Origin of the sequence: Longimicrobium sp. (assembly GCF_048594345.1) — a bacterium.
Lineage (GTDB): Bacteria > Gemmatimonadota > Gemmatimonadetes > Longimicrobiales > Longimicrobiaceae > Longimicrobium.
This window is the reverse complement of record NZ_JBMDXM010000245.1, coordinates 1-23,227: the sequence shown is the minus strand read 5'-3', so window position 1 is coordinate 23,227 and position 23,227 is coordinate 1. Positions and strand designations below refer to the sequence as shown.

23 protein-coding genes and 2 pseudogenes are annotated in these 23,227 nt (G+C 70.6%); 22 read left to right on the top strand and 3 right to left on the bottom strand.

Annotated features, from left to right (window positions below; all coding sequences use genetic code 11):
• Positions 1-15: 15 nt before the first annotated feature.
• Positions 16-1,221: a hypothetical protein gene (locus tag ACOJUJ_RS25740; protein WP_420129793.1), complete on the top strand. Its 1,206-nt coding sequence runs from the start codon at positions 16-18 to the stop codon at positions 1,219-1,221.
• Positions 1,222-1,297: 76 nt separating this feature from the next.
• Here ACOJUJ_RS25740 and ACOJUJ_RS25735 read toward each other — a convergent pair whose 3' ends face one another.
• The gene (locus ACOJUJ_RS25735; RefSeq protein ID WP_420129792.1) at positions 1,298-2,284 is read right to left on the bottom strand and encodes a surface-adhesin E family protein; all 987 of its coding nucleotides are present in this window, start codon (positions 2,282-2,284) and stop codon (positions 1,298-1,300) included.
• Between the two features lie 222 nt (positions 2,285-2,506).
• Between ACOJUJ_RS25735 and ruvB the strand changes: the two genes are divergently transcribed.
• The 15 genes and pseudogenes from ruvB to ACOJUJ_RS25660 form a co-directional block, all read left to right on the top strand.
• A complete protein-coding gene (ruvB, locus tag ACOJUJ_RS25730; protein ID WP_420129791.1) occupies positions 2,507-3,589 on the top strand; it encodes a Holliday junction branch migration DNA helicase RuvB in 1,083 nt (360 codons plus the stop codon).
• Positions 3,586-4,632, top strand: coding sequence for a tRNA preQ1(34) S-adenosylmethionine ribosyltransferase-isomerase QueA (queA, locus tag ACOJUJ_RS25725; protein WP_420129790.1), 1,047 nt, complete (start codon positions 3,586-3,588; stop codon positions 4,630-4,632). Before ruvB ends, queA begins: the two co-directional genes overlap by 4 nt.
• A 497-nt stretch (positions 4,633-5,129) precedes the next feature.
• Positions 5,130-7,082 (top strand): esterase/lipase family protein, encoded by a 1,953-nt coding sequence (locus ACOJUJ_RS25720; protein ID WP_420129789.1) that lies wholly within the window; start codon positions 5,130-5,132, stop codon positions 7,080-7,082.
• Positions 7,083-7,144: 62 nt separating this feature from the next.
• Complete coding sequence (locus tag ACOJUJ_RS25715) at positions 7,145-8,245, top strand: PQQ-binding-like beta-propeller repeat protein (protein WP_420129788.1); 1,101 nt, start codon at positions 7,145-7,147, stop codon at positions 8,243-8,245.
• A gap of 28 nt (positions 8,246-8,273) precedes the next feature.
• A complete protein-coding gene (locus ACOJUJ_RS25710; RefSeq protein WP_420129787.1) occupies positions 8,274-8,672 on the top strand; it encodes a hypothetical protein in 399 nt (132 codons plus the stop codon).
• Between the two features lie 194 nt (positions 8,673-8,866).
• On the top strand, positions 8,867-10,045 hold the full coding sequence (tgt, locus tag ACOJUJ_RS25705; RefSeq protein ID WP_420129786.1) for a tRNA guanosine(34) transglycosylase Tgt: 1,179 nt from the start codon (positions 8,867-8,869) through the stop codon (positions 10,043-10,045).
• Positions 10,046-10,155: 110 nt separating this feature from the next.
• Entirely contained in the window at positions 10,156-10,491 is a 336-nt protein-coding gene (yajC, locus tag ACOJUJ_RS25700; protein WP_420129785.1) for a preprotein translocase subunit YajC, read from the top strand.
• 2 nt (positions 10,492-10,493) lie between these two features.
• Positions 10,494-10,994 (top strand): peptide deformylase, encoded by a 501-nt coding sequence (def, locus tag ACOJUJ_RS25695; protein WP_420129784.1) that lies wholly within the window; start codon positions 10,494-10,496, stop codon positions 10,992-10,994.
• A gap of 7 nt (positions 10,995-11,001) precedes the next feature.
• A complete protein-coding gene (gene fmt, locus ACOJUJ_RS25690) occupies positions 11,002-11,940 on the top strand; it encodes a methionyl-tRNA formyltransferase (RefSeq protein WP_420129783.1) in 939 nt (312 codons plus the stop codon).
• 316 nt (positions 11,941-12,256) lie between these two features.
• On the top strand, positions 12,257-12,871 hold the full coding sequence (locus ACOJUJ_RS25685; protein WP_420129782.1) for a thiamine phosphate synthase: 615 nt from the start codon (positions 12,257-12,259) through the stop codon (positions 12,869-12,871).
• Positions 12,872-13,099: a sulfur carrier protein ThiS gene (gene thiS, locus ACOJUJ_RS25680; protein ID WP_420129781.1), complete on the top strand. Its 228-nt coding sequence runs from the start codon at positions 12,872-12,874 to the stop codon at positions 13,097-13,099.
• Between the two features lie 30 nt (positions 13,100-13,129).
• Entirely contained in the window at positions 13,130-13,486 is a 357-nt protein-coding gene (locus tag ACOJUJ_RS25675) for a hypothetical protein (protein ID WP_420129780.1), read from the top strand.
• Between the two features lie 47 nt (positions 13,487-13,533).
• Positions 13,534-14,349 carry a thiazole synthase gene (locus ACOJUJ_RS25670; RefSeq protein ID WP_420129779.1) on the top strand — a complete coding sequence of 272 codons (816 nt, stop codon included), beginning with the start codon at positions 13,534-13,536 and terminating at the stop codon, positions 14,347-14,349.
• Positions 14,350-14,354: 5 nt separating this feature from the next.
• Positions 14,355-15,662: a 16S rRNA (cytosine(967)-C(5))-methyltransferase RsmB gene (gene rsmB / locus ACOJUJ_RS25665; RefSeq protein ID WP_420129778.1), complete on the top strand. Its 1,308-nt coding sequence runs from the start codon at positions 14,355-14,357 to the stop codon at positions 15,660-15,662.
• Positions 15,663-15,682: 20 nt separating this feature from the next.
• Positions 15,683-15,985 (top strand): annotated as a pseudogene (locus ACOJUJ_RS25660) (hypothetical protein); the annotation flags it as partial.
• A gap of 143 nt (positions 15,986-16,128) precedes the next feature.
• On the opposite strand, the gene ACOJUJ_RS25655 reads toward ACOJUJ_RS25660, so the two are convergent.
• Positions 16,129-16,341, bottom strand: coding sequence for a hypothetical protein (locus ACOJUJ_RS25655; protein WP_420129777.1), 213 nt, complete (start codon positions 16,339-16,341; stop codon positions 16,129-16,131).
• On the opposite strand from ACOJUJ_RS25655, the pseudogene ACOJUJ_RS25650 reads away from it, so the two are divergent.
• The 6 genes and pseudogenes from ACOJUJ_RS25650 to ACOJUJ_RS25625 form a co-directional block, all read left to right on the top strand.
• Positions 16,319-16,387, top strand: a pseudogene (locus ACOJUJ_RS25650) (hypothetical protein); the annotation flags it as partial. The gene ACOJUJ_RS25655 and the pseudogene ACOJUJ_RS25650 overlap by 23 nt on opposite strands.
• A gap of 535 nt (positions 16,388-16,922) precedes the next feature.
• Positions 16,923-17,480, top strand: coding sequence for a TlpA disulfide reductase family protein (locus tag ACOJUJ_RS25645; RefSeq protein WP_420129776.1), 558 nt, complete (start codon positions 16,923-16,925; stop codon positions 17,478-17,480).
• Between the two features lie 4 nt (positions 17,481-17,484).
• Positions 17,485-18,462 (top strand): YbbR-like domain-containing protein, encoded by a 978-nt coding sequence (locus ACOJUJ_RS25640; protein ID WP_420129775.1) that lies wholly within the window; start codon positions 17,485-17,487, stop codon positions 18,460-18,462.
• Positions 18,459-19,529, top strand: coding sequence for a tRNA (adenosine(37)-N6)-threonylcarbamoyltransferase complex transferase subunit TsaD (gene tsaD / locus ACOJUJ_RS25635; RefSeq protein ID WP_420129774.1), 1,071 nt, complete (start codon positions 18,459-18,461; stop codon positions 19,527-19,529). The genes ACOJUJ_RS25640 and tsaD overlap by 4 nt, the downstream gene beginning before the upstream one ends.
• 60 nt (positions 19,530-19,589) lie before the next feature.
• Positions 19,590-20,498 (top strand): metallophosphoesterase family protein, encoded by a 909-nt coding sequence (locus tag ACOJUJ_RS25630; RefSeq protein ID WP_420129773.1) that lies wholly within the window; start codon positions 19,590-19,592, stop codon positions 20,496-20,498.
• A 33-nt stretch (positions 20,499-20,531) separates the two neighbouring features.
• On the top strand, positions 20,532-21,761 hold the full coding sequence (locus ACOJUJ_RS25625) for a hypothetical protein (RefSeq protein WP_420129772.1): 1,230 nt from the start codon (positions 20,532-20,534) through the stop codon (positions 21,759-21,761).
• A 343-nt stretch (positions 21,762-22,104) separates the two neighbouring features.
• Here ACOJUJ_RS25625 and ACOJUJ_RS25620 read toward each other — a convergent pair whose 3' ends face one another.
• On the bottom strand, positions 22,105-22,743 hold the full coding sequence (locus ACOJUJ_RS25620; protein ID WP_420129771.1) for an HD-GYP domain-containing protein: 639 nt from the start codon (positions 22,741-22,743) through the stop codon (positions 22,105-22,107).
• Between the last annotated feature and the right edge of the window lie 484 nt (positions 22,744-23,227).

Here is a 23,227-nt window from a genome sequence, read left to right as displayed (position 1 = left end):
TCCCCTCGAACATGGATGACACGCAAACGGCTCCTCCTCGGCGGGATCTTCTTCGTGGCGCTCCTGGGCGCGGCGTACGGCGGGTACCAGGTGCTGCATGCGCGCGACCTGTCGGGGGCGTGGTGGGGCGTCACCTCGGAGGGCAGGGAGGAAGGCAGGGTCGAATGGATGGCGAATATCGGTCTGTGGAAGGAGGACGGACTGTGGAGGGGATCGTTCCTCTTCAGGGACCAGTACGAGAAATGGCCGTCGTGTGCGGGCGGGTTGCAATATCGGGGGCAGTATGGCGGCGAGTACGTGTTCCGGGAGCATCCCTCCACCTGCGGCGAGGAGGGAACGCTGCACGTAAAGCGTACGGGTTCCGAAATGTGGGTCCGGCGACGGTCGCCGGGAACGCGCGAGGGGGGAGGTGGACGGCTACGCCGGACCGTGCGTCCCGACCTGGCTCTGTTCCGCGTGCGCGGAACGGAGCCGATCATCCGGATGGGCCAGACGGTGCAGGGTGAACTCGCCAGTCCCGACTCGTGGTCGCTGAGCTACGGCTGGATCGACACGTACCGCTACCTGGGCGAGCCCGGAGAGCCGGTTGTCCTCGTGCTGCGCTCGGACGAGTTCGAGCCGAACCTGCTGTGGCGCGCCAATCGGGGCGGGGACTGGTTCGAGCCGGTGGATACGGGCCTGGTATCCCGGCCCTCCCCGAAAGAGCTGCGGGTGATGGTGGAGCCGGGCGGGGGCGGGTTGCACCACGGGATCACCATCCTCCCCTCGCGCACCCCGAGCGAGCCCTGGAAGGAATCGACCCCCACGTACGGAACGTACACGCTCTCCATGGAGCCGGCCGCCGGTCACATCGGATGGGTGGAGCCCCCCGGCCTGCAGGTGGTTCGCGCGGGTGAACCGGTGCAGGGCGCCCTGCGCGAAGCCGACCAGACCGCAAAGGGGCACAAGCTCGTTTTCTACGAGGACTACCTGTACCGGGGCCGCGCGGGCGAGGAACTGACGGTGGAGGCGAGCTCCGACTCGCTGAATCTCTTCGTGCAAATCGGCAGGATGCGGCCGGGCGGCCTGTTCGTCCCCCTGGCGCAGGACGGCGATGTGGCCGCACTCGCCGGCGACGCCGTGGCCACGCTAACTCTGCCGGAGGACGGCGCCTACGTGCTCCGCACCAGCGTGTCGTGGCAGGGCCAGGGTCCGTTTACACTGAAGGTTACCCGCCGATAACGCTCCATTCGGCGAATGCCGTCATCCACGGCCTTGAAGTTGGATGAGGAGGACGCGGCCACAGCAATTCGCCACGCTACCGTGCCCGGCGAGAGATACCGGCGGCCGCGGCCCGTCCTGGCCCATCGGTGGACAAAAGCGGAAGAGCCCGCCCGACGCACGGTCCGGCGGGCTCGTCGTTTTCCATCGGCCCGTGCGTTTTACACCCGTCGGCGTTTGCGGCCGCGCCGCCGCACGCGGCGTTGACCTCGGCGTAGCCGTAGACGGAGGAATCGGCCACGATGCCCGAGGGATTGGGGCGGGTGAGCGAGTCGACGAAGGTGCCCGAGTGGGCCAGCACCTGGCGCACGATCCGGACGCGGCGGGTCGCGCAGTCCACGCGCATGAGCCGGTGGTGCGTGTCGTAATCAGGCCCCATGGTTCCATCGAAGCGCTGGAACGCGCGCGGCGGCTGCCGGGTGCGCGACCACATCAGCGTCACCTCGCCGTGGCGCTGGCGCCCGGCGGTATCCACCTCCTGCGGCCGCTCGTCCGTCCCGTCCACCCGCGTCCACCGTTCCGGGGCGTTCAGCGGCGGCAGGCCCATGCCCATGGCCGGGTCCGGCGGAAGGCACGCGAGGTCGAACATCTCCCGTATCATGTTCGTGGTGTCGGCGGGGGTCCACGGCCCCTGCGCGTCGGTGGAGCCCACCCGCCGGGTCCCCGAGGTGCGCCGGGCTTCGTACCGCACGGCCAGCGATTGCCAGCGCCTGCCGTCGCAGTCAAAGCGCTGGCGGACAAAGCGGTCCGAGTACTGCGCGGTGTCGCCGGGCACGGTCGCGGGCTGGCGCAGCCGCCACTCTACCCAGGTGACCGGGTGCCCCTGCTGCCTGGACAGGCCCTTCCAGTGCAGCGAGGCCGCCACCGTTCGCTCCGAGAAGGTCGGGCCGCCCTGGTGCCCCACGGGGATCCACTCTTCGTCCGGAATACTCGCGGGATCTGCGGGGGTCTGGGCCCGGGCGGGAAAGGCCGTGGCAAGGACGGCCAGCACGGGCAGGACTGTGGCGGAAACGGGTATGCGCATGTGGCGGAAGAGATGAAAGGGAGGGGAGGGAACCGCGTTCGGGCGCGTGGTACTGCAGGGGCCGGCGGGAGTTCCGGCAAAGGCCTCCGCTGCCCGCACCACCCGGCTGCCGCTCCGGACACGCACGATCCCCGTGCGCGGGCTGGTGTAGCATCAAACGAACAAAACCCGTACCTTGTGGGCGCGGCCACGCGCCCTGCAGGCACCTGCGACCATCCACCGATGTCCCAACAGCAGCCCCGATCCGAGATCACCACCCCCGACGTGCTGGGCGACGAGGACGTCGCCGAGCTTTCGCTGCGACCGCAGCGGCTTGCGGAGTTCATCGGACAGGACAAGGTCAAGGAATCGCTGGCCATCGCCATCGCGGCCGCAGTCAACCGCAAGGAGCCGCTGGACCATACGCTGTTCTACGGCCCGCCGGGGCTGGGCAAGACGACCCTCGCGCTGCTGATGGCGCGCGAGCTGGGCGTCAACATCAAGGTCACCGCGGCGCCGGTGCTGGAAAAGCCGGCGGACCTGGTGCGCGAGCTCACCACGCTGCGCGAGGGCGACATCCTGTTCATCGACGAGATCCACCGCCTGCGCCCGATCATCGAGGAGTTCCTGTATCCCGCGATGGAGGACTGGCGGATCGACGTGCGGCTGAGCGACGGCCCTCACGCGCAGATGATCAGCATGCCGATCGAAAAGTTCACGCTGATCGGCGCCACCACGCGCTACGGCCTGCTGACGCCGCCGATGCGGGCGCGCTTCGGCATCGTGCAGCGGCTGCACTACTATCCGGTGGAGCACCTGGCCTTCGTGGTCGAGCGGACGGCGGAGATCCTGGGCGTGGGGTGCGACAAGGAGGGGGCGATGGAGATCGCGCGCCGCTCCCGCGGCACGCCGCGCGTGGCCAACCGCCTGATGCGCCGCGTGCGCGACTACGCACAGGTGCGCGCGGACGGCCACATCGACCGGCGCGTGGCGGACCTGGCGCTGCAGATGCTGGACGTGGACGAGTTTGGCCTGGACGACATGGATACGCGCGTGCTGCGTTCGCTGATCGAGCAGTTTGGCGGCGGGCCGGTGGGGCTCAACACGCTGGCGGTGGCGCTGGGCGAGGACGCGGGGACGCTGGAGGAGGTGTACGAGCCCTTTCTGATCCAGAACGGCTTTCTGATGCGTACGCCGCGCGGCCGCGTGGCCACGGCGCTGGCGTACCGCCGCTTTGGCTACGCGCCGCCGGTGGACCAGCAGAGCGGGCTGGGCAGCCTGAGCGGCCCGCCGCAAACCGCGCAGCCCGGGCTGTTCGACGCGTGAGCGAGCGCGCCTTTCGTACGTCGGACTTCGACTTTCACCTTCCGCCGGAGCAGGTCGCCCAGGCTCCCGCGGAGCGCCGCGACGCGTCCCGCCTTCTCGTCGTGGACCGCGCGTCGGGCGCGCTGCACCACCGCACCTTCGCCGACCTGCTGGACTACGTTCCCGCCGGCGACGCGCTGGTGCTGAACGAAACGCGCGTCTTTCCCGCGCGGCTGCTGGGCCGCAAGGCGACGGGCGCGGCGGCGGAGATCCTTCTCCTGCACCCGCACCAGGGCGAGGAGAAGGTGTGGACGGCACTGGTCCGCCCCGGCGGCAAGCTGAAGCCGGGGCGCACGGTGGAGATCGGGCCGGAGCTGTCGGTGCAGATCGTGGAGTCCACGCCCGGCGGCGAGCGCATCGTCCGCCTGGTGACGCCGCTGGGATTGACGGAGGCGCTGGACCGCTACGGCGAGGTGCCGCTGCCGCCGTACGTGGAGCGCGGCGCCACGGAGGCGGACCGCGAGCGCTACCAGACGGTGTACGCCCGCGCCCGCGGCTCCGTCGCCGCGCCCACGGCGGGGCTGCACTTTACCCCGGGGATGCTGGAGGCGCTGGAGGCGCGCGGCGTGCGCATCGTCCGGCTGGTGCTGCACGTGGGTGTGGGCACCTTTCGCCCGGTGGAGACGGAGGACCCCGCCGAGCACCGCATGCACTCCGAGTGGTACAGCGTTCCCCCTGAAGCTGCGGAGGCGCTGAACGCGGTCCGCGCCGCCGGCGGCGCCATCTGGTCCGTGGGGACGACGGTGACGCGGACGCTGGAGTCCGTGGCCACGGAGGACGGCGTCGTGCACGCCCGCGAGGGGTGGACGGACATCTTCATCCGCCCACCGTACCGCTTCAAGGCGGTGGACCACCTGGTCACGAACTTCCACCTCCCCCGCAGCACCCTGCTGATGCTGGTTTCCGCGCTCGGCGGCTACGACCTGGTGATGCGCGCGTACGCTGAAGCCATCGACCGCGGCTACCGCTTCTACAGCTACGGCGACGCCATGCTGCTGGTGTGAAATCGGAAGTCGAATCCGCATCAAGGTTTACGGCGCGTACACGAGCGCCTTCGGCGCCTTGCCGTTCGATGATTTGGGGGATCCCTGAGACGCAGACGAGCTGCACGGCGATTCAAAGTTCTTGACATCGCGACAAAATCGGACGTAATCATCTACACCTCACATCCAGATACCACCCACGCCCGGAGATCGATCGAAGGAGCAGGACACTATGCGCTGATTCATCCGCGGTTTTATGGAACTCCAACAGCCGATGAGACATGCCGCCATTCATTTCCGCCCGTCAAAGCTCTTTTGCAGCCCTTGGGTTCGTTCTGCTCGCCGCGTGCCATGACGACGCCGGACCCGCGGCGACGCGTATCACGGATCCGCGGCCGGCGCTGGCGCTCGCGGCACAGGGAGGCCTGCGCGACGACGGTATAGACGCCCGCGACACCTACTTCGCCTTCAACGTCACGACTACTCGCAGCGTGGAGGAGGCTGGCGCCGGAGAGGGGATGGCGGCCGCCACCGTTGCGTACCCCTCGGAAGAATCCGCCTACCTGGAAGCCGGCTACGGCGCGGACGGCGCGCTGCGCTTCAACGTGTACAGCGACGGAACGGCGGATCCGCGTCTGCCGCCGCCACCGCCCGTGGTGCGCAGCGTCGGGAACGACGTTACGATCTACAACGAGTGGGGCGGCGTGGTCGAGGCGTACGACTTCAACGACTTCCTGGAAGGTACGGGGCTCCCGGGCGGTAACCTGGCAATCGGCAGCCCGTACGGCACCCTGTACAGCCCTCTCGGCCGCCGCGCGAGCGGTGGCCGGGATCTGGGAATGCCCGTGATCATGGGTGCGGATCCGGAGCGGACGATGGCGCGGAACCCTCGCGAAGACGTGCTGGAGGTTACGACCACCTCCGGCGGCGCGGTGGGGCCGCTGGCCGCCGGCGGGCGCGGAGCGGAGATCCGCACCACGCGTACGTACCGGCGCCGCGGCGTTCCCACCTCCGCCGCGGGAGCGGCCGCCAATCCCGCCGCGAGCGCCGCGCCGCACTGGGTGCTGGAGTCCGTGGAGCAGGCCGCGAGCGTTTCCGGGACACACGGCAACTCCACGGTGAGGACCCACACCGCGTACCGCTACGTGGCGGCGCACATCAACCATGGCCGGGACGCGGCGCGCGAAAAGGCATTCGCGGCGTCGTCGCCGCCTGGGAAGCGTGGCCATGAAGCCGCCCGCACCGCCAATGCCGGGGTCGGGCCGCAGGATGGCGAGGTGACGACCGCGAGCGGAGACGGCCTGAACCTGTGCGCCGGGGCGGAAGCCAACTCCACGCGAACCGTTTCCTCCGGCGGTGTCGGGGTGGTGTACCAGCACGGGTTCTGCTCCGATGCCAGGACCTGGTCGGCGATGCGCGAGCGGGTGCCCGAAACGCACCGCGTGGGGCTGGAGCAGACGTACAGCTTGAACTCGGATGCGCCCATCGAGTCGCAGGTAGATGAGCTCGCCAGCCGACTTGTGACGGCGGGCGTTCCCGGGAACGTGGTGGTGGCGCACAGCCAGGGCGGCCTAGTGGCTCGCAGGCTGGGGCAGCGGCGGCCGGACCTGGTCTCCGGCGTGGTCACCATCGGCACGCCGCATGAAGGCGCGCTGATCGCCAGCAGGCCGGCGTACGCCATCGCTGGCGCGCTGAACGACGTGGCCGGCAGGCACTGCTTCGGCAACGTCTGCGTGCTGGCCTCGGAGGTGGGAACGGCGGTCGCCGCCGGGCTGCTGACGCACGCGATCGGCGCGGCAATCCCGGCAGCCGGGGACGACCAGCCGGGCTCGGCGCTCATCCAGCGGGTCAACGGCCGTTCGGAGCCCCAGTACGAGACGTTCCGCCGCGCCAGCATCGCCATGAACATCCCTCCCCGCTGGGCCATCTTCCGGCTGATCGGGGACCTTCGAACCGATCGCTCCCGGCTGTTGACGGGCCAGCCGCTCACGGGACGCAGCTACGCCCGCGACGCGCAACGCCTGTATGACGCGGCGCGCGTGCTGCGCTACATGGCGATGGCGCTGCGCTGGCAGGCGACGGATTACGGATACGGCTGGGGATGCTACCAGTCCGGCTACGCGGCGTACTGGGAGCCGTGCTACAATTCGGGAGGCTACGCGTCGCGCTGGTGGCAGAGCAGCTACTGGTTCTTCGTCGCAGACGCGCTGGATTTCATCGCCGGGTCCGTCATCTGGACGCTGGACACCTTTGACCGCCTCTGGGACGACTGGACCACCGGCCGCGTGGGCGGCACCGACGGTTTCGTTCAGCTGGCGTCGCAGCATTACCCCACGTACGTACCCGGCGCTTGGCCGATCCTGCGACTCCAGGTCAACGGCTTCGAGTCGCATACCGGAGAAACGGCTAGTGCTGCGGTCCTGATCCAGTTGCGGCCGGCGCTGGACCACGCGGGGCTGCCACGCCGATAGGGGGAAGTATGCGAGTGTCCCACCATGAAGGGCGTCGAGGCGCCTCTGGATTCGCCATCTTCATGACGGCCATTCTCCTGACCGCGTGCGATGAGCCGCTGGGCGGCGGAGGCGAGATGCACGGCATCGGCGGCGTAGACCTGATGTTCAGGGTCGCCGTGAGCCGCGCGGATAATGCGTTCGTCCCCGTATCCGACGGTATGCGCCTCTACGCCGACGTAGACCGGCGCGTCGAAGCGTTCGACCTGAACACCGGGGCCAAGCTGTGGAGTTACACGCGTCCTCCTGGCGGCCCATCTTCCATGGTGGCGCGGGACGGACGGCTGTTCTGGGCCGGTGACTCAGCCGTGGCGCTGGACGCCGCCACGGGCCGCGAACTGTGGCGCCAGGGACTGGACTCACCCGCGGGGCTGGGCGAGAGCGATGGCGATGCCGACGCGTACTATGTGGGAACGCGCGAGCACCGGGTGTATGCATTTCGCGCCACGGATGGAGCGCTGCTCTGGACGCGGGACCTTGGGCCGGACTGGCCGCTCGGCGGCGTGGTCCGGGGGATGACCGTCAGCGGCGACACGGTGTACGCCGCCGTGGAGCACAACACCGGGGTCAACGGGTACCTGGGTACGGGTGACGTGTTTGCGCTGAACCGGCGGACCGGCGCGGTGCACTGGGTACACCGCAACGGTGACGGCTCCGGGCTGGACATCTATCAGTCCGCGGGCCGCGTTTCCGGCCGGCTGCTGCTGCTCTCCGCCAACTGGGCAAACGAGTACGTTGCCCTCGACCGCCTTACCGGTCAGGAGGCGTGGCGGGCTCGTGGGGAGTTCCCCTTCGCCGGCATGGACGAAGCGCCTGAAGTGCGGGAAAACCGCGCGTACTTCGCCTCGCACGACCTGTATGCGCGCGCGGTCGACCTCGGGACCGGACGGGAGATCTGGAGGACGCGGGTGGCAAGCGGCGCGAACAAGGTAGCACCGTGTGGAAAACGGCTCCTGGTCCAGCACCTGGGCCTGAGCGTGCTGGATCTGGAGACGGGGAAGATGCTGGGGCACGGCTACGGGGGTGAGGTCAACGAGTACCTGCACACCGACTATGTGGTGGTCGGCAACCGCGCGTACGTCTTTGGGCAAAGGGACCTCTACGGCTTCAGATGCCCCGAGTGAACATCTACCGATGAACGCAGGAGGAGGCATGCGCATCGGCCTGATCATGGGTGCCCTTGTCGCCTTGTTTGCGGCGAGCGAAAGCCTTGCCGCGCAGGAAAACCTGGCTTACGAGCCGTCGGCAGACTCGGTGGTGGCCGAGGCGCGGCTAATGCCTCTGCCCGCCGTACTTGTGCCCCCGGCCGCCGGTCGCGGCGAGTACGCGGCGTTCGATCATGAATCGCAGATGGTGCCGCTGCTCTTCGGGATATTCGGCGGGATTGCCGGGTTGTTCGTGGGCGATTGGTGGTCGGACCGGGAGTGTGGCACTGACTGCGGCGCGGGAAGAGTTGCGGTCTGGTTTCTAGCGGGAGGGCTGGGAGCCATCACTGGCTGGGTGGTCGGCGGCGGCGAAATTCCGCAGCCGCCGCCGGAGCGGTGGCCCTGAGCGCTGGGTCAGGGCTCTGCGTCCACGATGATTCGCATCGTCGCTCCCCGGCCCGCCGGACCTGTGTGTCCGGCAGGCCGGTTTCGCGTGCGGGAGATTGAGGCCGCCGCCTTGCCCCGCGCCCCCTCCGTCGCCAAACTACCCGCTCGCCAGATACGGTTGCGGGCAGGCGCATTTGCAGGCGCCGCGCGCGGATGCACGCGGAGGGGGGACCGCTGTTCGAGTTCGACATTCAGGGAACGGAGGGCGCCGCGCGCGCCGGGCGGCTTACGCTGCCGCACGGCGAGGTGCAGACGCCGGTGTTCATGCCCGTGGGCACGCAGGCCACGGTCAAAACGCTGACGCCCGAAGAGGTGGACGGCCTGGGAGCGCAGATCATCCTGGGCAACACCTACCACCTGTACCTGCGCCCGGGGCACGAGGCCGTGCGGCAGATGGGCGGGCTGCACCGGTTCCAGAACTGGCACCGCCCCATCCTTACGGACTCGGGCGGGTTCCAGGTGTTCTCCCTCTCCGACATCAACGTGATCGAGGAGGAGGGCGTTACCTTTCAGAGCCACATCGACGGCAGCCGCCACCTGTTCACCCCGGAGCGGGTGATGGGGATCGAGCGGGCGCTGGGGGCCGACATCATCATGGCCTTTGACCAGTGCCCGCCGGGACAGAGCAGCCGCGAGCTGGCCACGGAGGCGTACCAGCGCACACTGCGCTGGTTGGAGCGGTGCCGCAAGCGCTTCGTGGAGTTGCCGGATGAGGACCCGGACGGGCCGCTGCAGACGCTGTTCCCCATCGTCCAGGGCGGCGTGTATCCCGACCTGCGGAAGGAGAGCGCGCGGGCCACGCTGCAGGCCGGCGACTGGCACGGCATCGCCATCGGCGGACTGTCGGTGGGCGAGCCGAAGCCCACGATGTACGCGATGATCGAGGCGCTGCAGCCGGAGCTTCCGGAGCGGCTGCCGCGCTACCTGATGGGCGTGGGCTACCCGGACGACCTGCTGGAGGCCATCGGGCGCGGCATCGACATGTTCGACTGCGTGGCGCCCACCCGCAACGGGCGCAACGGCGCGGTGTGGATTGCGGGCGAGGGGCAGGTGAACATCAAGCAGCGCCGCTTCTTTACCGATCCCGGCCCGCTGGACCCGGACTGCGGTTGCTACACCTGCCGCACCTACACCCGGGCGTACCTGCGGCACCTGTTCGTGGCGGGGGAGGGGCTGTCGATGCGGCTGCTCTCCATCCACAACCTGCATTTTCTGGTTGGGCTGGCCAACGCGGCGCGCGAGCACATCCTGGCGGGGGACTTTACGTCGTGGAGCCGGGCGTGGCTGGAGCGGTTTCACGCGGGTAAGGCAGCGCGGGACGGCAGGGAATAGGGAATAGGGAATAGGGAATAGCGGGATGAAGACGGGCGCGCAAAGGGGATTTCGCGCGCTTCGGGGGAGACGGGGCAGGGGCGAGACACCACCACTACGGACCGGGAACGATGGACATCCTTCTACTGACGCTCATCCAGGCGCAGGGGCAGCAGGCGCGGCCCCAGGGCGGCGGCTTCATGGGCTTTTTGCCGCTGATCGTACTCTTCTTCCTCTTCTGGGTGATGATCATCGTCCCCCAGCGGCGGCAGGCCAAGGCGCACCTGGAGATGGTGCAGTCGCTGCAGAAGGGCGACCAGGTGGTCACGGCCGGCGGGCTGATCGGTGTGGTCAGCGGGATTCGCGAGGACCAGATGGAGGTGCGCACGGGCACGTCGACGGTGGTGGTGGAGCGCAGCAAGATCTCGCGGCGCGTCGTCCCCACGGCGACGGCGAACAAGGCCTGACGATGGCGCGGCTTCCCATCGTAATGCTGGGCGCGGACATCCTGCGCCAGAAGGCCGAGGCGGTCCCCACGCCCGGGCCGGAGCTGGACCGCCTGGTGGCCGACATGTTCGAGACCATGTACGACGCGCACGGCATCGGCCTGGCGGCGCCGCAGATCGGCCGGTCCGAGCGGCTGATCGTGCTGGACGTCAAGGAGGACGAGGCCACGCCCATGGCGCTGCTGAACCCCGTCGTCGTGGAGTCCGGGGGCGGCAAGGACCGCGTGGAGGAGGGGTGCCTGAGCATTCCCGGGGTCACCGCGTCGGTGGAGCGGCCGTACACCTGCGTGGTAGAGGCCACGGACGCCAAGGGGCAGCCGGTGCGCATCGAGGCGCAGGGGATGCTGGCCCGCTGCCTTCAGCACGAGATCGACCACCTGGACGGGGTGCTGTTCACCGACCGCATCTCGCCCATCAAGCGCAAGATGGTGCTCGCGAAGTATCGCAAGCTGGCCGAAAAGTGAGGCACGCGTGAAGGTCCTGTTCTGGGGCACCCCGGCGTTCGCGCTTCCCGCCCTCCGCTCGCTGTCGGAAGAGGGGCACGTGGTCGTGGGCGTGGTCACGCAGCCGGACCGGCCGGCGGGGCGCGGCCGCGAGGTCGCCATGTCGCCCGTCAAGCAGGAGGCGCTGGAGACGGGAATCCCCATCCTGCAGCCCGAAAAGGCGCGCGGCGACGAGTTCCTGGCGCAGATCCGCGCGCTGGACGCCGACATCTCCGTCGTCGTGGCGTACGGGCAGATCCTGAAGCCCGAGGTGCTGGCGGTGCCGCGGCTGGGCTCGGTGAACATCCACGCCAGCCTGCTGCCGGAGCTGCGCGGCGCGGCGCCGATCCAGTGGGCCATCGTGCGCGGGCACGCCACCAGCGGCGTGACCATCATGCGCATGGAGGCGGGGCTGGACAGCGGGCCCATGCTGATGCGCGTGGAAGAGCCGATCGAACCCGAGGAGTCGGCCGGCGAGCTGGGGGCGCGGCTGGCGGAGATCGGCGCCGAAGCGCTGGTGGAGGTGCTGGCGCTGCTGGAGAACGGCGGCATCGTCGAGCAGCCGCAGGACCACGCGCTGGCCACCTACGCGCCCAAGGTGGACCGCGAGACGGCGCGCGTGGACTGGGGCAAGCCGGCGGACGAGGTGGCGCTGTGGATCCGCGGCATGGACGACGTGCCCGGCGCGTGGAGCCCGCTGGGCATGCGCGGCCCCGTCAAGCTCTACCGCCCGCAGGTCGTCAACGAGACCGGCGGCTTTCCCGGCGAGGTGATCGAGACGGGTGACGCGGGGGTGCTGATCGCCTGCGGAATGGGCGCGGTGCGCGTGCGCGAGGTGCAGCCGCCCGGCAAGCGCCGCATGCCCGCCGGCGACTGGGTGCGCGGACGGGGTGTGGCCGTCGGCGAGCGGTTCGGCGGCGAGGCGTGACGGGCCGGGTTCACCGCGAAGGGCTGCAAGGGCTGCAAGGGCCACAAGGGCCACAAGGGCCACAAGGGCGAATGAATTCGCGGCAACAACCACACGAAATCCGCCTGCGCGGATTGGACGGTGTGGCGCGAGGCGGCGGATTGGGTGCACGTAGATGGTGAGGCGCATCGCGGCGAGTCGCGGGGCGCGTGGATCGTGAGACGCGTGGCGGCCTCCCGGAGCGAATGAATTCGCCGCTGGAAAATCGCGAAGTCCGCCTTCGCGGACTGTACGGCAGCCCGCTGTTCGCATGGTCGGTTTCGTGAGAGGGCAGGCGATGCCGGCGCTGCACGTCGTGACGGACGACGAGGTGGTGGCGCGGGGGGGATTTCTCGACGTCGCGCGGAAGATCGTGGATGCCGGCGCGGCGGACGTGGCGTTGCACCTTCGCGCGCCGCGGGCGTCGGGGCGGCGGATGTACGGTTTCGCGTCGGCGTTGCGGGGGATGACGGCGGATGCGGGTACGCTGCTGATCGTCAACGATCGCGCGGACGTGGCGCTCGCCGCCGGGGCCGATGGCGCGCAGGTGGGAGGACGGGGCTTGAGGCCGGAGGATGCGCGGCGGATCATCGGCCCGGATCGGCTGCTCGGCGTCTCCGTGCACTCGGTGGATGAGGCGCGCGCGGCGATGGACGGCGGCGCGGACTACGTGCTGGCGGGGACGATCTGGGAGACGCCGTCGCATCCGGAGCGTAGCGGCGCGGGGATCGGGCTGATCCGCGAGATCGCGGCGCTAGGCATCCCCACGGTCGCGATCGGCGGGGTGACGCCGGAGCGGGCGGCGGAAGCGCGGGGCGCGGGCGCGGCGGGCGTGGCGACGATCCGCGGTGTGTGGGACGCGCGGGATCCGACGGCGGCTGTCGAAGAGTATCTGAAGCACTGGAAGGAATAGATGTCCGATACGCTGGTTGCGGCCACCATCACGGTCCGCGTGAACGGCGACGCGCGCGAGATCCCGGGCGGGCTGACCGTCGCGGGGCTGCTGGCGCACCTGGACCTGCACCCGCGCATGGTGGTGGTGGAGCACAACCTCCAGATCCTTCGCCGCGAGCAACTGGACGAGACGGCGGTCGTCGACGGCGACCAGCTGGAACTCGTCCACTTTGTCGGCGGGGGCTGAAGGGGCGTCTGGCTTCGAGCGGGACAGGGGATGACGCGTCGCATCGCGGTGGTGTGGGTCGCGGGCCTCATGGCCACGCTCGGCAACTGCGATTCGCGTCCGCGGACCGAGTCGTCGACCACGGCGGCGGTCGCGCCCGATACGGCCTACTGCAGCGTGGCGGTGACCGACTCGGTGACGCTCAGCAAGGCGGACCAGTGCGTGTTTGACGCATACCGGCGGCGCTGCGGACGGCAGGAGGGGGAGGAGAAGGAAGACTCTCGCTGCATTCTCCGCTGCATGGCGGAAGGAGAGCCGAACATCGCCGGCGGCTGCTGGCACGTCTGCCGAACGCTCCCCGAGGGGGTTAGCGCGTGCGATTCGTTCGGCGCGCGACCTGGGGCGTGAAGCCGTTCCGTACTCTCGTACTTACGAACTTTTCGCACTCGTTGTTGATGTCTACGCTGTTGGAAGAATCGACCGTCGCCCCCGCCGCGCTGGATGCGCCGCTGGTCATCGCGAACCGCGCGCTGCGGTCGCGGCTGATGGTGGGGACGGGCAAGTACCGCTCGAACGACGAGATGGTGCGCGCCATCCAGGCCTCTGGCGCCGAGGTCGTCACCGTCGCCGTGCGGCGCGTGGACCTGGACCGGACCAAGGAGGAGGGCGTCCTTCATCATCTGGATCCCAACGAGTACCTGCTGCTGCCCAACACGGCGGGGTGCTACACGGCGGAGGACGCCATCCGCTACGCGCGCCTGGCCCGCGCCGCCGGCTTTACGAATTGGGTCAAGCTGGAGGTGATCGGCGACCAGGAAACGCTGCTGCCCGACGCGGAGGCCACACTGCGCGCCGCGAAGGAGCTGGTGGCGGACGGCTTTGTCGTGCTGGCCTACACCAACGACGACCTGATCACGGCGCTGCGGCTGGAGGACGCCGGGTGCGCGGCGGTCATGCCGCTGGCCTCGCCGATCGGCAGCGGGCTGGGGCTCGTCAACCCGTACAACATCCGCACGATCAAGTCGCGCCTCTCCGTCCCCGTGATCGTGGACGCGGGCGTGGGCACGGCTTCGGACGCGGCGGTGACGATGGAGCAGGGGGTGGACGGCATCCTGATGAACACCGCCCTGGCGGAGGCGCGGGACCCCATCCGCATGTCGCGGGCAATGGCGCTGGCGACGGAGGCGGGGCGGCTGGCGTACCTGGCCGGGCGCATGCCGCGGCGCGAGCGGGCGGTGCCGTCGTCGCCCGCGGCCGGCATGCTGGACTGAGCGGGATGGCGCAGCCGACGGTCGCGCGGCAGGCGGCGCTGGAGGCGATGGCCCGGTTTCGCGAGGGCGAGCTGGGCGACCGCGCGCTCGATCTCGCGACGCAGGGGATGGAGCCGCGCGAGCGGGCGTGGACGCAGGAGCTGGTGTACGGCACCTTTCGCCTGCGCGGCCGCATCGACCACGTGCTGAACGGCTTTGCCCGCGACGGCATCGAATCGCTGGATCCCGACGTGCTGGACGTGCTTCGCCTGGGCGCGTACCAGCTGCTGGAGATGGGGAGCGTGCCGCCGTACGCGGCCGTGTCGCAGTCGGTGGAGCTGGTGCGGATGGCCGGGCAGCCGCGCGCGGCGGGGCTGGTGAACGGCATCCTGCAGAACATGCAGCGCCGGCCCAACTTCCGCTTTCCGGACTTCGGCGCCGATCCGGCCGCCAGCCTGGAAACGTGGGGATCGCACCCACGCTGGCTGGTGGAGCGGTGGATCGATCGCTGGGGAGCGGAGGCGGCGCGGGCGCTGACGGAGGCGGACAACTTGCGGCCGGAGCTGTACATCCGCCCCGTCGGCGTCACCGTCCACGAGGCTCGGGCGCGGCTGGGCGAGGCGGAGATCGCGTCCGAAGCCGTCGACTTTGCGCCGGACTCGCTGCGCATCCCGGCCCCAGCGACCGCCGCGCAGGCGCTGGCCACCGTCCCCGCGGTGGTGCAGGATCCCGCGGCGGCGCTGGTGGTACGCTACGCGGCGGTGCCGGAGGGGGCCGACGTGATCGACCTGTGCGCGGCGCCGGGGGGCAAGGCGCTGGGGCTGGCGGGGCGCGCGGGACGCGTGGCCGCGGCGGACCTTTCCGCGCGGCGGATGCGCCGGGTGCGGGAGAACGCGGTGCGCGTGGGCTGGGGCGACCGCGTGGGCGCGGTGGTGGCGGACGGGCGGCATCCCCCGTTCCGCGAGGTGGACGCGGTGCTGCTGGACGCGCCCTGCACGGGGACGGGGACCTTTCGCCGGCACCCGGACGGGCGCTGGCGCGTAACGCCGGAGGACCTGCAGTCGCTGGCGCGGCTGCAGGACGAGCTGCTGGCGGCCGCGGCGGGGCTGGTACGGCCGGGAGGGCTGCTGGTGTATTCCACCTGTTCGCTGGAGCCGGAGGAGAACGAGTTGCGGATCGAGCGGTTCCTGGCGGATCGGCCGGGGTGGGCGATGGAGCCCGCCGCCGGGGCGGTGGACGCGTCGCTGCTGGACGAGGCGGGGCGCCTGTGCGTGCTGCCGCAGCGGCAGGGCGTGGACGGCGCGTTCGCGGCGCGGCTGCGGAGGGCGCCGTGAGGCGCGTGCCGCCGCGCGGCATGGTGCGCCGGCCGGGGCCCGGCTGGCACCGCGAGCTTCCCGGGCGCGTGCGCCGCTACTTTGACGAGCGGCGGCTGCTCAAGTGGGTGCTCATCGCGGGCGCCGGGTGCTTCGTCGCGGGGTACGTGGTCGTCACGCTGCTGTTCTTTCCCGGCTTCGGCCGCTCGCCGATCGTGACGGTGCCGGACCTGACGGGGCAGTCGCGTGGCCAGGCGGAGCGGGCGGTGAGCCGCATCGGGCTGAAGGTGCAGCGCGGCCAGCCGATCGCCAATCCGCGCATGCCCCGCGGCCGCGTGCTGATGCAGACGCCGCTTCCCGGCGAGGAGGTGGCGCGCGGCAGCACGGTGCGCATCGTGCTGAGCGGTGGGCCGGAGATGCGCCAGGTGCCGTCCATCAGCGGCCTGTCGCGGGCGGACGCCATCGGGCTGCTGCGGCGATTCGGCTTTCAGCTGGCCGTACGGCGCATGCAGCACCGCAGCGAGCAGAACTCGCTCATCGGCACGCTGCCGGCGGCGGGAAAGCCGGCGCCGGTGGGCGGGATGGTGCTGCTGCTGGTGAGCAACGGGCCGCCCAGGGTGCTGGTGCCCAACCTCGTGGGCCTGTTCCCGGCGGAGGCGCGCAGCCGCCTGCAGGCGGTGGGGCTGTCGCTGGGCCGCATCCGCTACGATCCCGCGTCGGTGGACTCCGTCGGCTCCATCATCGAGCAGGGGCCGGCGGCGGGGGACAGCCTGGGGCAGGGTTCGTCGGTGCGGGTGGTGCTCGCGGGGCCGGATCCCAACCCGCCGGAGCCGGAGGTGGATTCCACCGCGGTGGGCGTGGACGCGGAGCCGGCCGAGCCCGCGGAGGGTGAGGGCGAAGACGGCGAGCCCGTGCCGCCGCCGTCGGAGCCGGACCCCGAAGCGCCGCCGCCCAACGAGCCGCAGCTCAGCCCCCGGCGGGCCGCCCCCCGGCGGGGCGGCGGGGGCCCCCCCCCCCCCCCCCACACCGGCGGGGGGGGGGGGGAACGGCCCCGGGCGCCCGGGGGGTCGGGCGGGCGGGGGGGGGGGGGGGGGGCGCCCCCCCCCACCGTCGGGCGCCAGTCCGATGCGGGTCGCCGAGCCGCGATCCGTCGGCAGCCCATCCTCCCCCAGGTTTTTTTCGGGGGGAGGTGCGAGCCCAGGCGAGCGGAGGGGGCGGTCCTCGGAGCCCGTCGAAGCGCAACGGGCTACGCATTCCATCAGTCACACCACGCATCTCGAGATGGCGAAGTCGCGGCAGTGGGGGTTCGCAGGTTGGGTGGTCCTGGTGCTGGCGCTGCTGCTGGGCGCCGGCTGGATGGCGCGCGGCCGCTTTCTCCCCGTGGAAGTGGGTACGGCTGCCCCCTCGTTTCCCGCGACGGACCTGCAGGGTCGCCCGGTGCGGCTCGAGGACCTGCGCGGGCAGGTGGTGCTGCTGAACGTCTGGGCCACCTGGTGCGGCCCCTGCCGCGACGAGATGCCGTCCATGGAGCGCCTGCACCGCGAGCTGGGGCCCAAGGGCCTCAAGATCGTCGCGGTGAGCGTGGACGCGGCGCCGGGGGCGGTGGCGCCCGGCGGGCAGGCCGGTGGCGACGTGGCGGAGTTCGCGCGGCAGCTGGGGCTTACCTTCACCATCTGGCACGATCCGTCGGGCGAGATCCAGCGCGTGTACCGCACCACCGGCGTGCCGGAGTCGTTCATCATCGACCGAAACGGGGTGATCCAGAAGAAGGTGATCGGCGCCACGGAGTGGGATACCGGCTCGCACCCGGAGCTCATCCGCCGGCTGCTGGGGGGCTGAGCGGGTGAAGCAGCGGCTCTCCCTTCACGCGCTCCTCTTCAACTGGCGGCTCAAGCTGGCCGCGCTGGGGCTGGCCGTGCTCATCTGGGCCGCCGTGAGCGCGGAGCAGGTGACCAGCCAGTGGATCCCCGTGCGCATCGACCCCGTGGTCCGCGACCCGGAGTTCGTGCTGGCCGGCGCGCCGGATCCGGCGGAGGTGCGGGTGCGCTTCAGCGGGCCGGGGCGCGAGCTGTGGGAGCTGGCCATCGACCGGCCCTCGATCGTCCTGCCGCTGGCGGACATCGGCAACCGGCGGGCGTTCGCGCTGGACGCCTCCATGCTGCGCATCCCCAGCGGGCTTTCCGTCAACGTGCAGGACATCCGCCCCGCCGTCGTCCGCGTGGACGTGCAGCGCCTGGCCAGCCGCGTGATCCCCGTCCGCGCGCGTCTGGGCGCCCGTTCTTCGCAACGCTACGTGCTGGTGCGCGACCTGGAGGTGCTGCCGGCGGAGGTGCGCGTCACCGGGCCGGCGGACCGGCTGGCGGCGCTGGACTCCGTCTCTACCCGCAGCTTCGACATCGTCCCCGATGATTCCACCTTTTCGCAGGAGGTGGCGCTGGACACGGCGGGGATGGAGGGGCTCAGCTTTTCCCGCGCCCGCGTGCGGGTGAGCGGGCCGGTGGACGTGCGCGGCGAGCGGTCGATCGGCGGGGTCGCCGTCTCGGTGCCGGAGGGGATGATGGCGACGCCGGACCTGGTGCAGGTGGGCGTGAGCGGCGCGGAGCGGGTGGTCGGCCGCGTCTTTCCCGGCGGCGTGCGGGCTTACGTGCCGCGCGACTCGCTGCCGGCCGTGCTTCCGCCGCAGGGGGTGGACGCGCCGGTGGTGCTGGACGGCCTGCCGCCCGGCGCCAGCGGCCGCGCGAATCCGGCCCGCATCCGCGTGCAGCCGCGGACCGCCGCGCCGCCGGCGGACAGCGCGCCCGCGCCGGTGACTCGCCCATGACGCGCGAGCCGCTGGTGCTGGGGATCGAGACCTCGTGCGACGAAACGTCGGCCGCGGTGCTGCGGGGTGAGCGTGAGCTTCTGGGGCACGTCATCTTTACCCAGGACGTCCATCGCCTGTACGGCGGCGTGGTCCCGGAGCTGGCGAGCCGCGCCCACCTGCGCACCGTGGACGACGTGGTGGACGGCGCGCTGCGCGAGGCGGGGGTGCGGCTGGACGAGATCGACCTGGTCGGGGTGACGGCGGGGCCGGGGCTGATCGGCGCGCTGCTCGTGGGGCTGGCGTGGGGAAAGGCGGCGGCGTGGGGGGCGGGGAAGCCCGTCATCGGCGTGCACCACATGGAGGGGCACCTGTTTGCCACGCACCTGGAGGATCCCGGTGCGGAGCCGCCGTTCGTGGGCCTGCTGGTCAGCGGCGGGCACACGATGCTGCTCTGGGTGCCGGCGTGGGGCGACTACCGTCTGCTGGGCGCCACACGGGATGACGCCGCGGGCGAGGCGTTCGACAAGGCGGCGAAGATTCTGGGGCTGGAGTATCCCGGCGGCCCCGCGATCCAGCGCGCGGCGGCGTCCGGCGATCCCAAGCGCCACCCGCTGCCGCGTCCGCTGCTGAACCGCGGCGAGCGGCTGGGCGATCCGGAGTACTACGACATGTCGTTCAGCGGCTTGAAGAACGCGCTGCGGCTTCTCGTCCGAAAGCTGGAGGCGGAGGGCGTGCTGGCGGACGAGGTGCCGCACGTGGCCGCGTCGTTTCAGGCCGCCGTGGTGGACGTGCTGACGCAGAAGACGATGCGCGCGGTGCGTGACAAGGGGTGCCGCCGCGTGGTCCTGGGCGGCGGCGTGGCCAACAGCCGCGCGCTGCGGGACTCGATCCGCGAAAAGCTGGGGCGCGGGGGCGAATTGTACGCGCCGTCGCCGCGGCTTTCCACCGACAACGCGGCGATGATCGCGCGGGCGGCGCTCTTTCGCTGGCGGCGCGGCGAGGTGGGAGGACTGGACCTGAACGCCCGCGCGGACCTGCCGTTTCCCGGCCTGACGCGCGAATCCGCCGCCGTGGCACGGGGGTAGCGGCTATGGGGCGGCATGACGTCGACTGATGACCATCCACCGCGACGCGGCGAAGCCGGCTTGATCTCCATCCTTCACGTATCCGACCTGCACTTTGGCCCGCCGTACCACGAAGGCGTGGGCCAGGCGCTGCAGAAGTTTGCGCACCGGCTGAGCGCCGACTGCATCGTGGCCTCGGGCGACTTTACCCAGCGGGCCACGGAGGAGCAGTTCGCCGCGGCGCGGGCGTTTCTGGACCAGCTGCCGAAGGCGCCCACGATCGTGACGCCGGGAAACCACGACGTGCCGCTGTACCGCGGGCTGGAGCGGCTGCTGGACCCATACCGCCACTACCGCACGCACATCGACGACAAGCTGGACCGGGTGACGGAGATCCCGGGCGCGGTCATCGTCTCGCTGAACTCCACGGCGCCGCGGCAGGCCATCACCAACGGGCGCATCAGCCGCTGGCAGATCGACATGGCCCGCGAGGCGTTCGAGGGGGTGCCGGACGAGACGCACCGCATCATCGTCTCGCACCACCACTTTGCGCCGCCGCCGGACTGGGAGGGCGCGGACGTGATGCCCAAGGCCAAGCGCGCGCTGGACGCGTTCACGCAGATGCGGGTGGACCTGATCCTGGGCGGGCACCTGCACCGCGCCTACATCGGCAACTCGCTGGACGTGTACGCCGGCGCGGACCGCGAGCACGGCATCATCATCGCGCAGAGCGGCACCAGCACCTCGCGCCGGGGCCGGGCGCGCGAGCGGGAAAAGAACTCGCTGAACGTGGTGCGGCTGGGCGGCGGGGTCATCCGCATCACCCACTACATGTACTTCGAAGACGCGGGCGACTTTGTGCCCACCAGCCGCCACCTGTTCTTTCGCCGCGGCCGGCCGCCGGTGCTGGACGACGACGAGGGGCTGGGGCACGGGGTGGAGAGCATCTTCATGGACGACCGCAGGGAGCGCCGCGATGCGAACGTCTGACGGCCGATCGATCCGTCCGCGGGGGGGCTGAGGGTGGCCCGGCGCGCGGTGCGGATGCTGACGTGGGGGCTGGGCGGCGTGGCGCTGGGCGTCGCGCTGCTGCTCTTGCTGCTGAACGTGGTCGCGCGCACGGAGCGCGGGCACGAGTTCGTGCTGCAGCGCACCCTGAGCGCGCTGGGAGGCAACATCCGCGGCGGCAAGCTGCTGGTCGAGCGCATCGACGGCAACCTGTTCGAGGGCGCCAAGGTGTACGGCCTGCGGCTGCAGGACAACCAGGGACGCGCGTTCGTGGTGGCCGACAGCGCGTACCTCAACTACACCCTCACCACGCTCATCACGCCGCGCATCCACATCAGCAAGGCGACGCTGTACGAGCCGGAGATCTACGTCTTCAAGCTTCCCGGCGACTCGCTGTGGAACTACCAGGCGATCTTTGCCGACACCACCACGCGCGACCCCAACCGCCCGCGGATCGAGCGCGCGACGATCCTGGATACCATCCGCGTGTTCAACGGCATTGCGCGGGTGCAGACGCCGTGGACGCCCGACACCTCGCTTACGCCCCGTGCGCAGCGGGCGGCGATCGACGAGGCGCTGAGCGACACCTCGCTGGCGCTGGTGGATACGGTGCGCGGCGGGTACATCCGCACGATGAACTTTACGCGGCTCAACGGGCGCATCAGCCGCGTGCGTTTTGCGCCGGGGTCGGAAACGGGGTCGCGCATCCACGTGGACTCGCTGCGCGGCGTCGCGCAGATCTTTCGCAAGCCGGTGCAGTTCAACCAGGTGCAGGGGCAGATCGCACTGCTGCGCGGCCACGTGGAGCTGGACGCGCCCGTGCTGCGGTTGCCGGCAAGCACGCTGTCGATGTCGGGCGTGGTGCGCACGGCGGACTTTCCCGAGTGGTTCCCCGAGGACCAGGCGCCGATGTACGACCTGGCGTTCCGCAGCGACTCGGTGCTTTTTCGCGACCTGCAGTGGCTGTATCCGCGCTTTCCCGCGGACGCGCGCGGCTCCATCTCGCTGCGCATCGAGCATCGCCCGGGCGGGTTGATGTTCCTGGCGCGCGAGGCTGACGTCACGGCGCCCGGCACGCACCTGGTGGGGGATTTCGGGATGATCCTGGGCGACACGCTGCGCTTTGTGGACGTGGACGTAAAGGCTGACCCTATCCGCGTCTCCACCATCGAGAAAATGCTGCCGGAGGGGCTTCCGGTGCAGGGGCTGGTGCTGGGCGGCGTGGACATTCGGGGGGAGCCGTAGCGCGGCACCCCAAAGAAGAATGCCTCACACGGAGTTAACGGAGTCAACGGAGTTTATTCTCCGCTGGCTCCGTTGCTTTTGTGTGATATCGATCCCTGAAACAGAGGAGGGGGTACAGAGGAACAGACAAGAGCCAGAGATACAGAGGAAGATTCGTTCTCTGTATCTCTGGCTTTGCTCGGTTCCTCTGTACTCCATGTTCGTTGGTCAGACCTCGGGATGATGTCGCCGAGCCTGGATCGTGGACAAACAACAACCTCCCCCAGGGTTTTTTGGGGGAGGTGGGCGAGGTTTACGAGCCCGGAGGGGGCGGGCCCCTCGCGTTGATCTGTCCGTCGGCCTCCTACGCCGCCATCGCCGCCGCGAACGCCTCGGCGCTGGCGCCTTCCATCCGCAGCGCGTCGCCTTCACGCACCCGGTGCAGGTCCGGGCCGGCGCCGTCTTCCGGCTGAGGCGTCCGGACCCCCGCGCGGGAGATAACATCGGCCACATCCGCGGCGCGCAGAAAGAGGGTCAGCAGGTACGCGTCCGATCCCTCGCCCAGCGCGTGGCGCAGCGCCGGCTCGTCGTGGTACTGGTGGCGGATGATGGTGGCCGCCAGGTGCCCGCAGGTGGCCGCCGCGACCTGCGCGGAGAACTCCGCCTGCGCGTGCACCCGCTTCAGCTCCTCCGCCGTAAGCGGCTGCGGCTTGTGCAGCAGCTCGCGCGGCACGCCCATCATCCCCACCTCGTGCAGCAGCGCGGCCTGCCGCAGCGCCGTCCGCAGTTCGTCGCTGACGCCGTGATTGGCCGCGAGCCGGTCCGCCAGCCTGGCCACCCGCGCGGCGTGCCCCGCCAGGTCCTGCTCGTCGCCGCGCTTTTCCAGCGCGAACATCAGCGCCGACGAGATCTCCAGCATGGCGTCCGCGGCCGGGTCGTCGGCGTTCGCGTCGAAGGCGGGGGCGGGGCGGGAGCCGCGGAACAGGGTGCGCAGAGAAGGCATCGGTCAATCTCCTGGTGGATGTTGGCTGCTTGGTGTTCCGTCTATCGGCTCCGTCCCGTCTTCGATCCCGCTTCCAGCTCCGGGTGAGAACCCCAGTCATCCTGAGGGAGCGCCGCGTAAAACCTGAAGCTGCTCAACCGCCTGCGCGCGACCGAAGGACCTTCTCTCGGCCTGCGTGATGCAAGCTCTTCCGCGCTGATCCAGCCCCTCGGCTCTGCCGGCAAGGTCCTTCGGTCGCCGCCATGGGTCCAGGCAGGGCAGGGAACTGCCCGGCGGCTCCCTCAGGATGACTGACATGGCTTTCGCCCGGTTCTCTGCTTCCAGCGCCCCAGACCGAGTCGGTCGTTTCATCCCGCACTCAAAGCCAGTCATCCTGAGGGAGCGCCACGCGGAATCTGAAGCTGCTCAACCCCCTGCGCGCGACCGAAGGACCTTCTCTCGGCCTGCGTGATGCAAGCTCTTCCGCGCTGATCCAGCCCCTCGG

What these genes read in the sequence shown, in the direction of transcription:
- ACOJUJ_RS25670 (WP_420129779.1), top strand. Translation starts at nt 13,534, where the DNA reads ATGTCTACGCTGTTGGAAGAATCGACCGTCGCCCCCGCCGCGCTGGAT.
- ACOJUJ_RS25710 (WP_420129787.1), top strand. Translation starts at nt 8,274, where the DNA reads ATGCGCATCGGCCTGATCATGGGTGCCCTTGTCGCCTTGTTTGCGGCG.
- ACOJUJ_RS25740 (WP_420129793.1), top strand. Translation starts at nt 16, where the DNA reads ATGACACGCAAACGGCTCCTCCTCGGCGGGATCTTCTTCGTGGCGCTC.
- rsmB (WP_420129778.1), top strand. Translation starts at nt 14,355, where the DNA reads ATGGCGCAGCCGACGGTCGCGCGGCAGGCGGCGCTGGAGGCGATGGCC.
- ACOJUJ_RS25735 (WP_420129792.1), bottom strand. Translation starts at nt 2,284, where the DNA reads ATGCGCATACCCGTTTCCGCCACAGTCCTGCCCGTGCTGGCCGTCCTT.
- thiS (WP_420129781.1), top strand. Translation starts at nt 12,872, where the DNA reads ATGTCCGATACGCTGGTTGCGGCCACCATCACGGTCCGCGTGAACGGC.
- yajC (WP_420129785.1), top strand. Translation starts at nt 10,156, where the DNA reads ATGGACATCCTTCTACTGACGCTCATCCAGGCGCAGGGGCAGCAGGCG.
- def (WP_420129784.1), top strand. Translation starts at nt 10,494, where the DNA reads ATGGCGCGGCTTCCCATCGTAATGCTGGGCGCGGACATCCTGCGCCAG.
- ACOJUJ_RS25620 (WP_420129771.1), bottom strand. Translation starts at nt 22,743, where the DNA reads ATGCCTTCTCTGCGCACCCTGTTCCGCGGCTCCCGCCCCGCCCCCGCC.
- ACOJUJ_RS25645 (WP_420129776.1), top strand. Translation starts at nt 16,923, where the DNA reads ATGGCGAAGTCGCGGCAGTGGGGGTTCGCAGGTTGGGTGGTCCTGGTG.
- tgt (WP_420129786.1), top strand. Translation starts at nt 8,867, where the DNA reads ATGCACGCGGAGGGGGGACCGCTGTTCGAGTTCGACATTCAGGGAACG.
- ACOJUJ_RS25655 (WP_420129777.1), bottom strand. Translation starts at nt 16,341, where the DNA reads ATGCGGCCCAGCGACAGCCCCACCGCCTGCAGGCGGCTGCGCGCCTCC.
- ACOJUJ_RS25675 (WP_420129780.1), top strand. Translation starts at nt 13,130, where the DNA reads ATGACGCGTCGCATCGCGGTGGTGTGGGTCGCGGGCCTCATGGCCACG.
- ACOJUJ_RS25720 (WP_420129789.1), top strand. Translation starts at nt 5,130, where the DNA reads ATGGCGGCCGCCACCGTTGCGTACCCCTCGGAAGAATCCGCCTACCTG.
- ruvB (WP_420129791.1), top strand. Translation starts at nt 2,507, where the DNA reads ATGTCCCAACAGCAGCCCCGATCCGAGATCACCACCCCCGACGTGCTG.
- tsaD (WP_420129774.1), top strand. Translation starts at nt 18,459, where the DNA reads ATGACGCGCGAGCCGCTGGTGCTGGGGATCGAGACCTCGTGCGACGAA.
- ACOJUJ_RS25715 (WP_420129788.1), top strand. Translation starts at nt 7,145, where the DNA reads ATGACGGCCATTCTCCTGACCGCGTGCGATGAGCCGCTGGGCGGCGGA.
- ACOJUJ_RS25685 (WP_420129782.1), top strand. Translation starts at nt 12,257, where the DNA reads ATGCCGGCGCTGCACGTCGTGACGGACGACGAGGTGGTGGCGCGGGGG.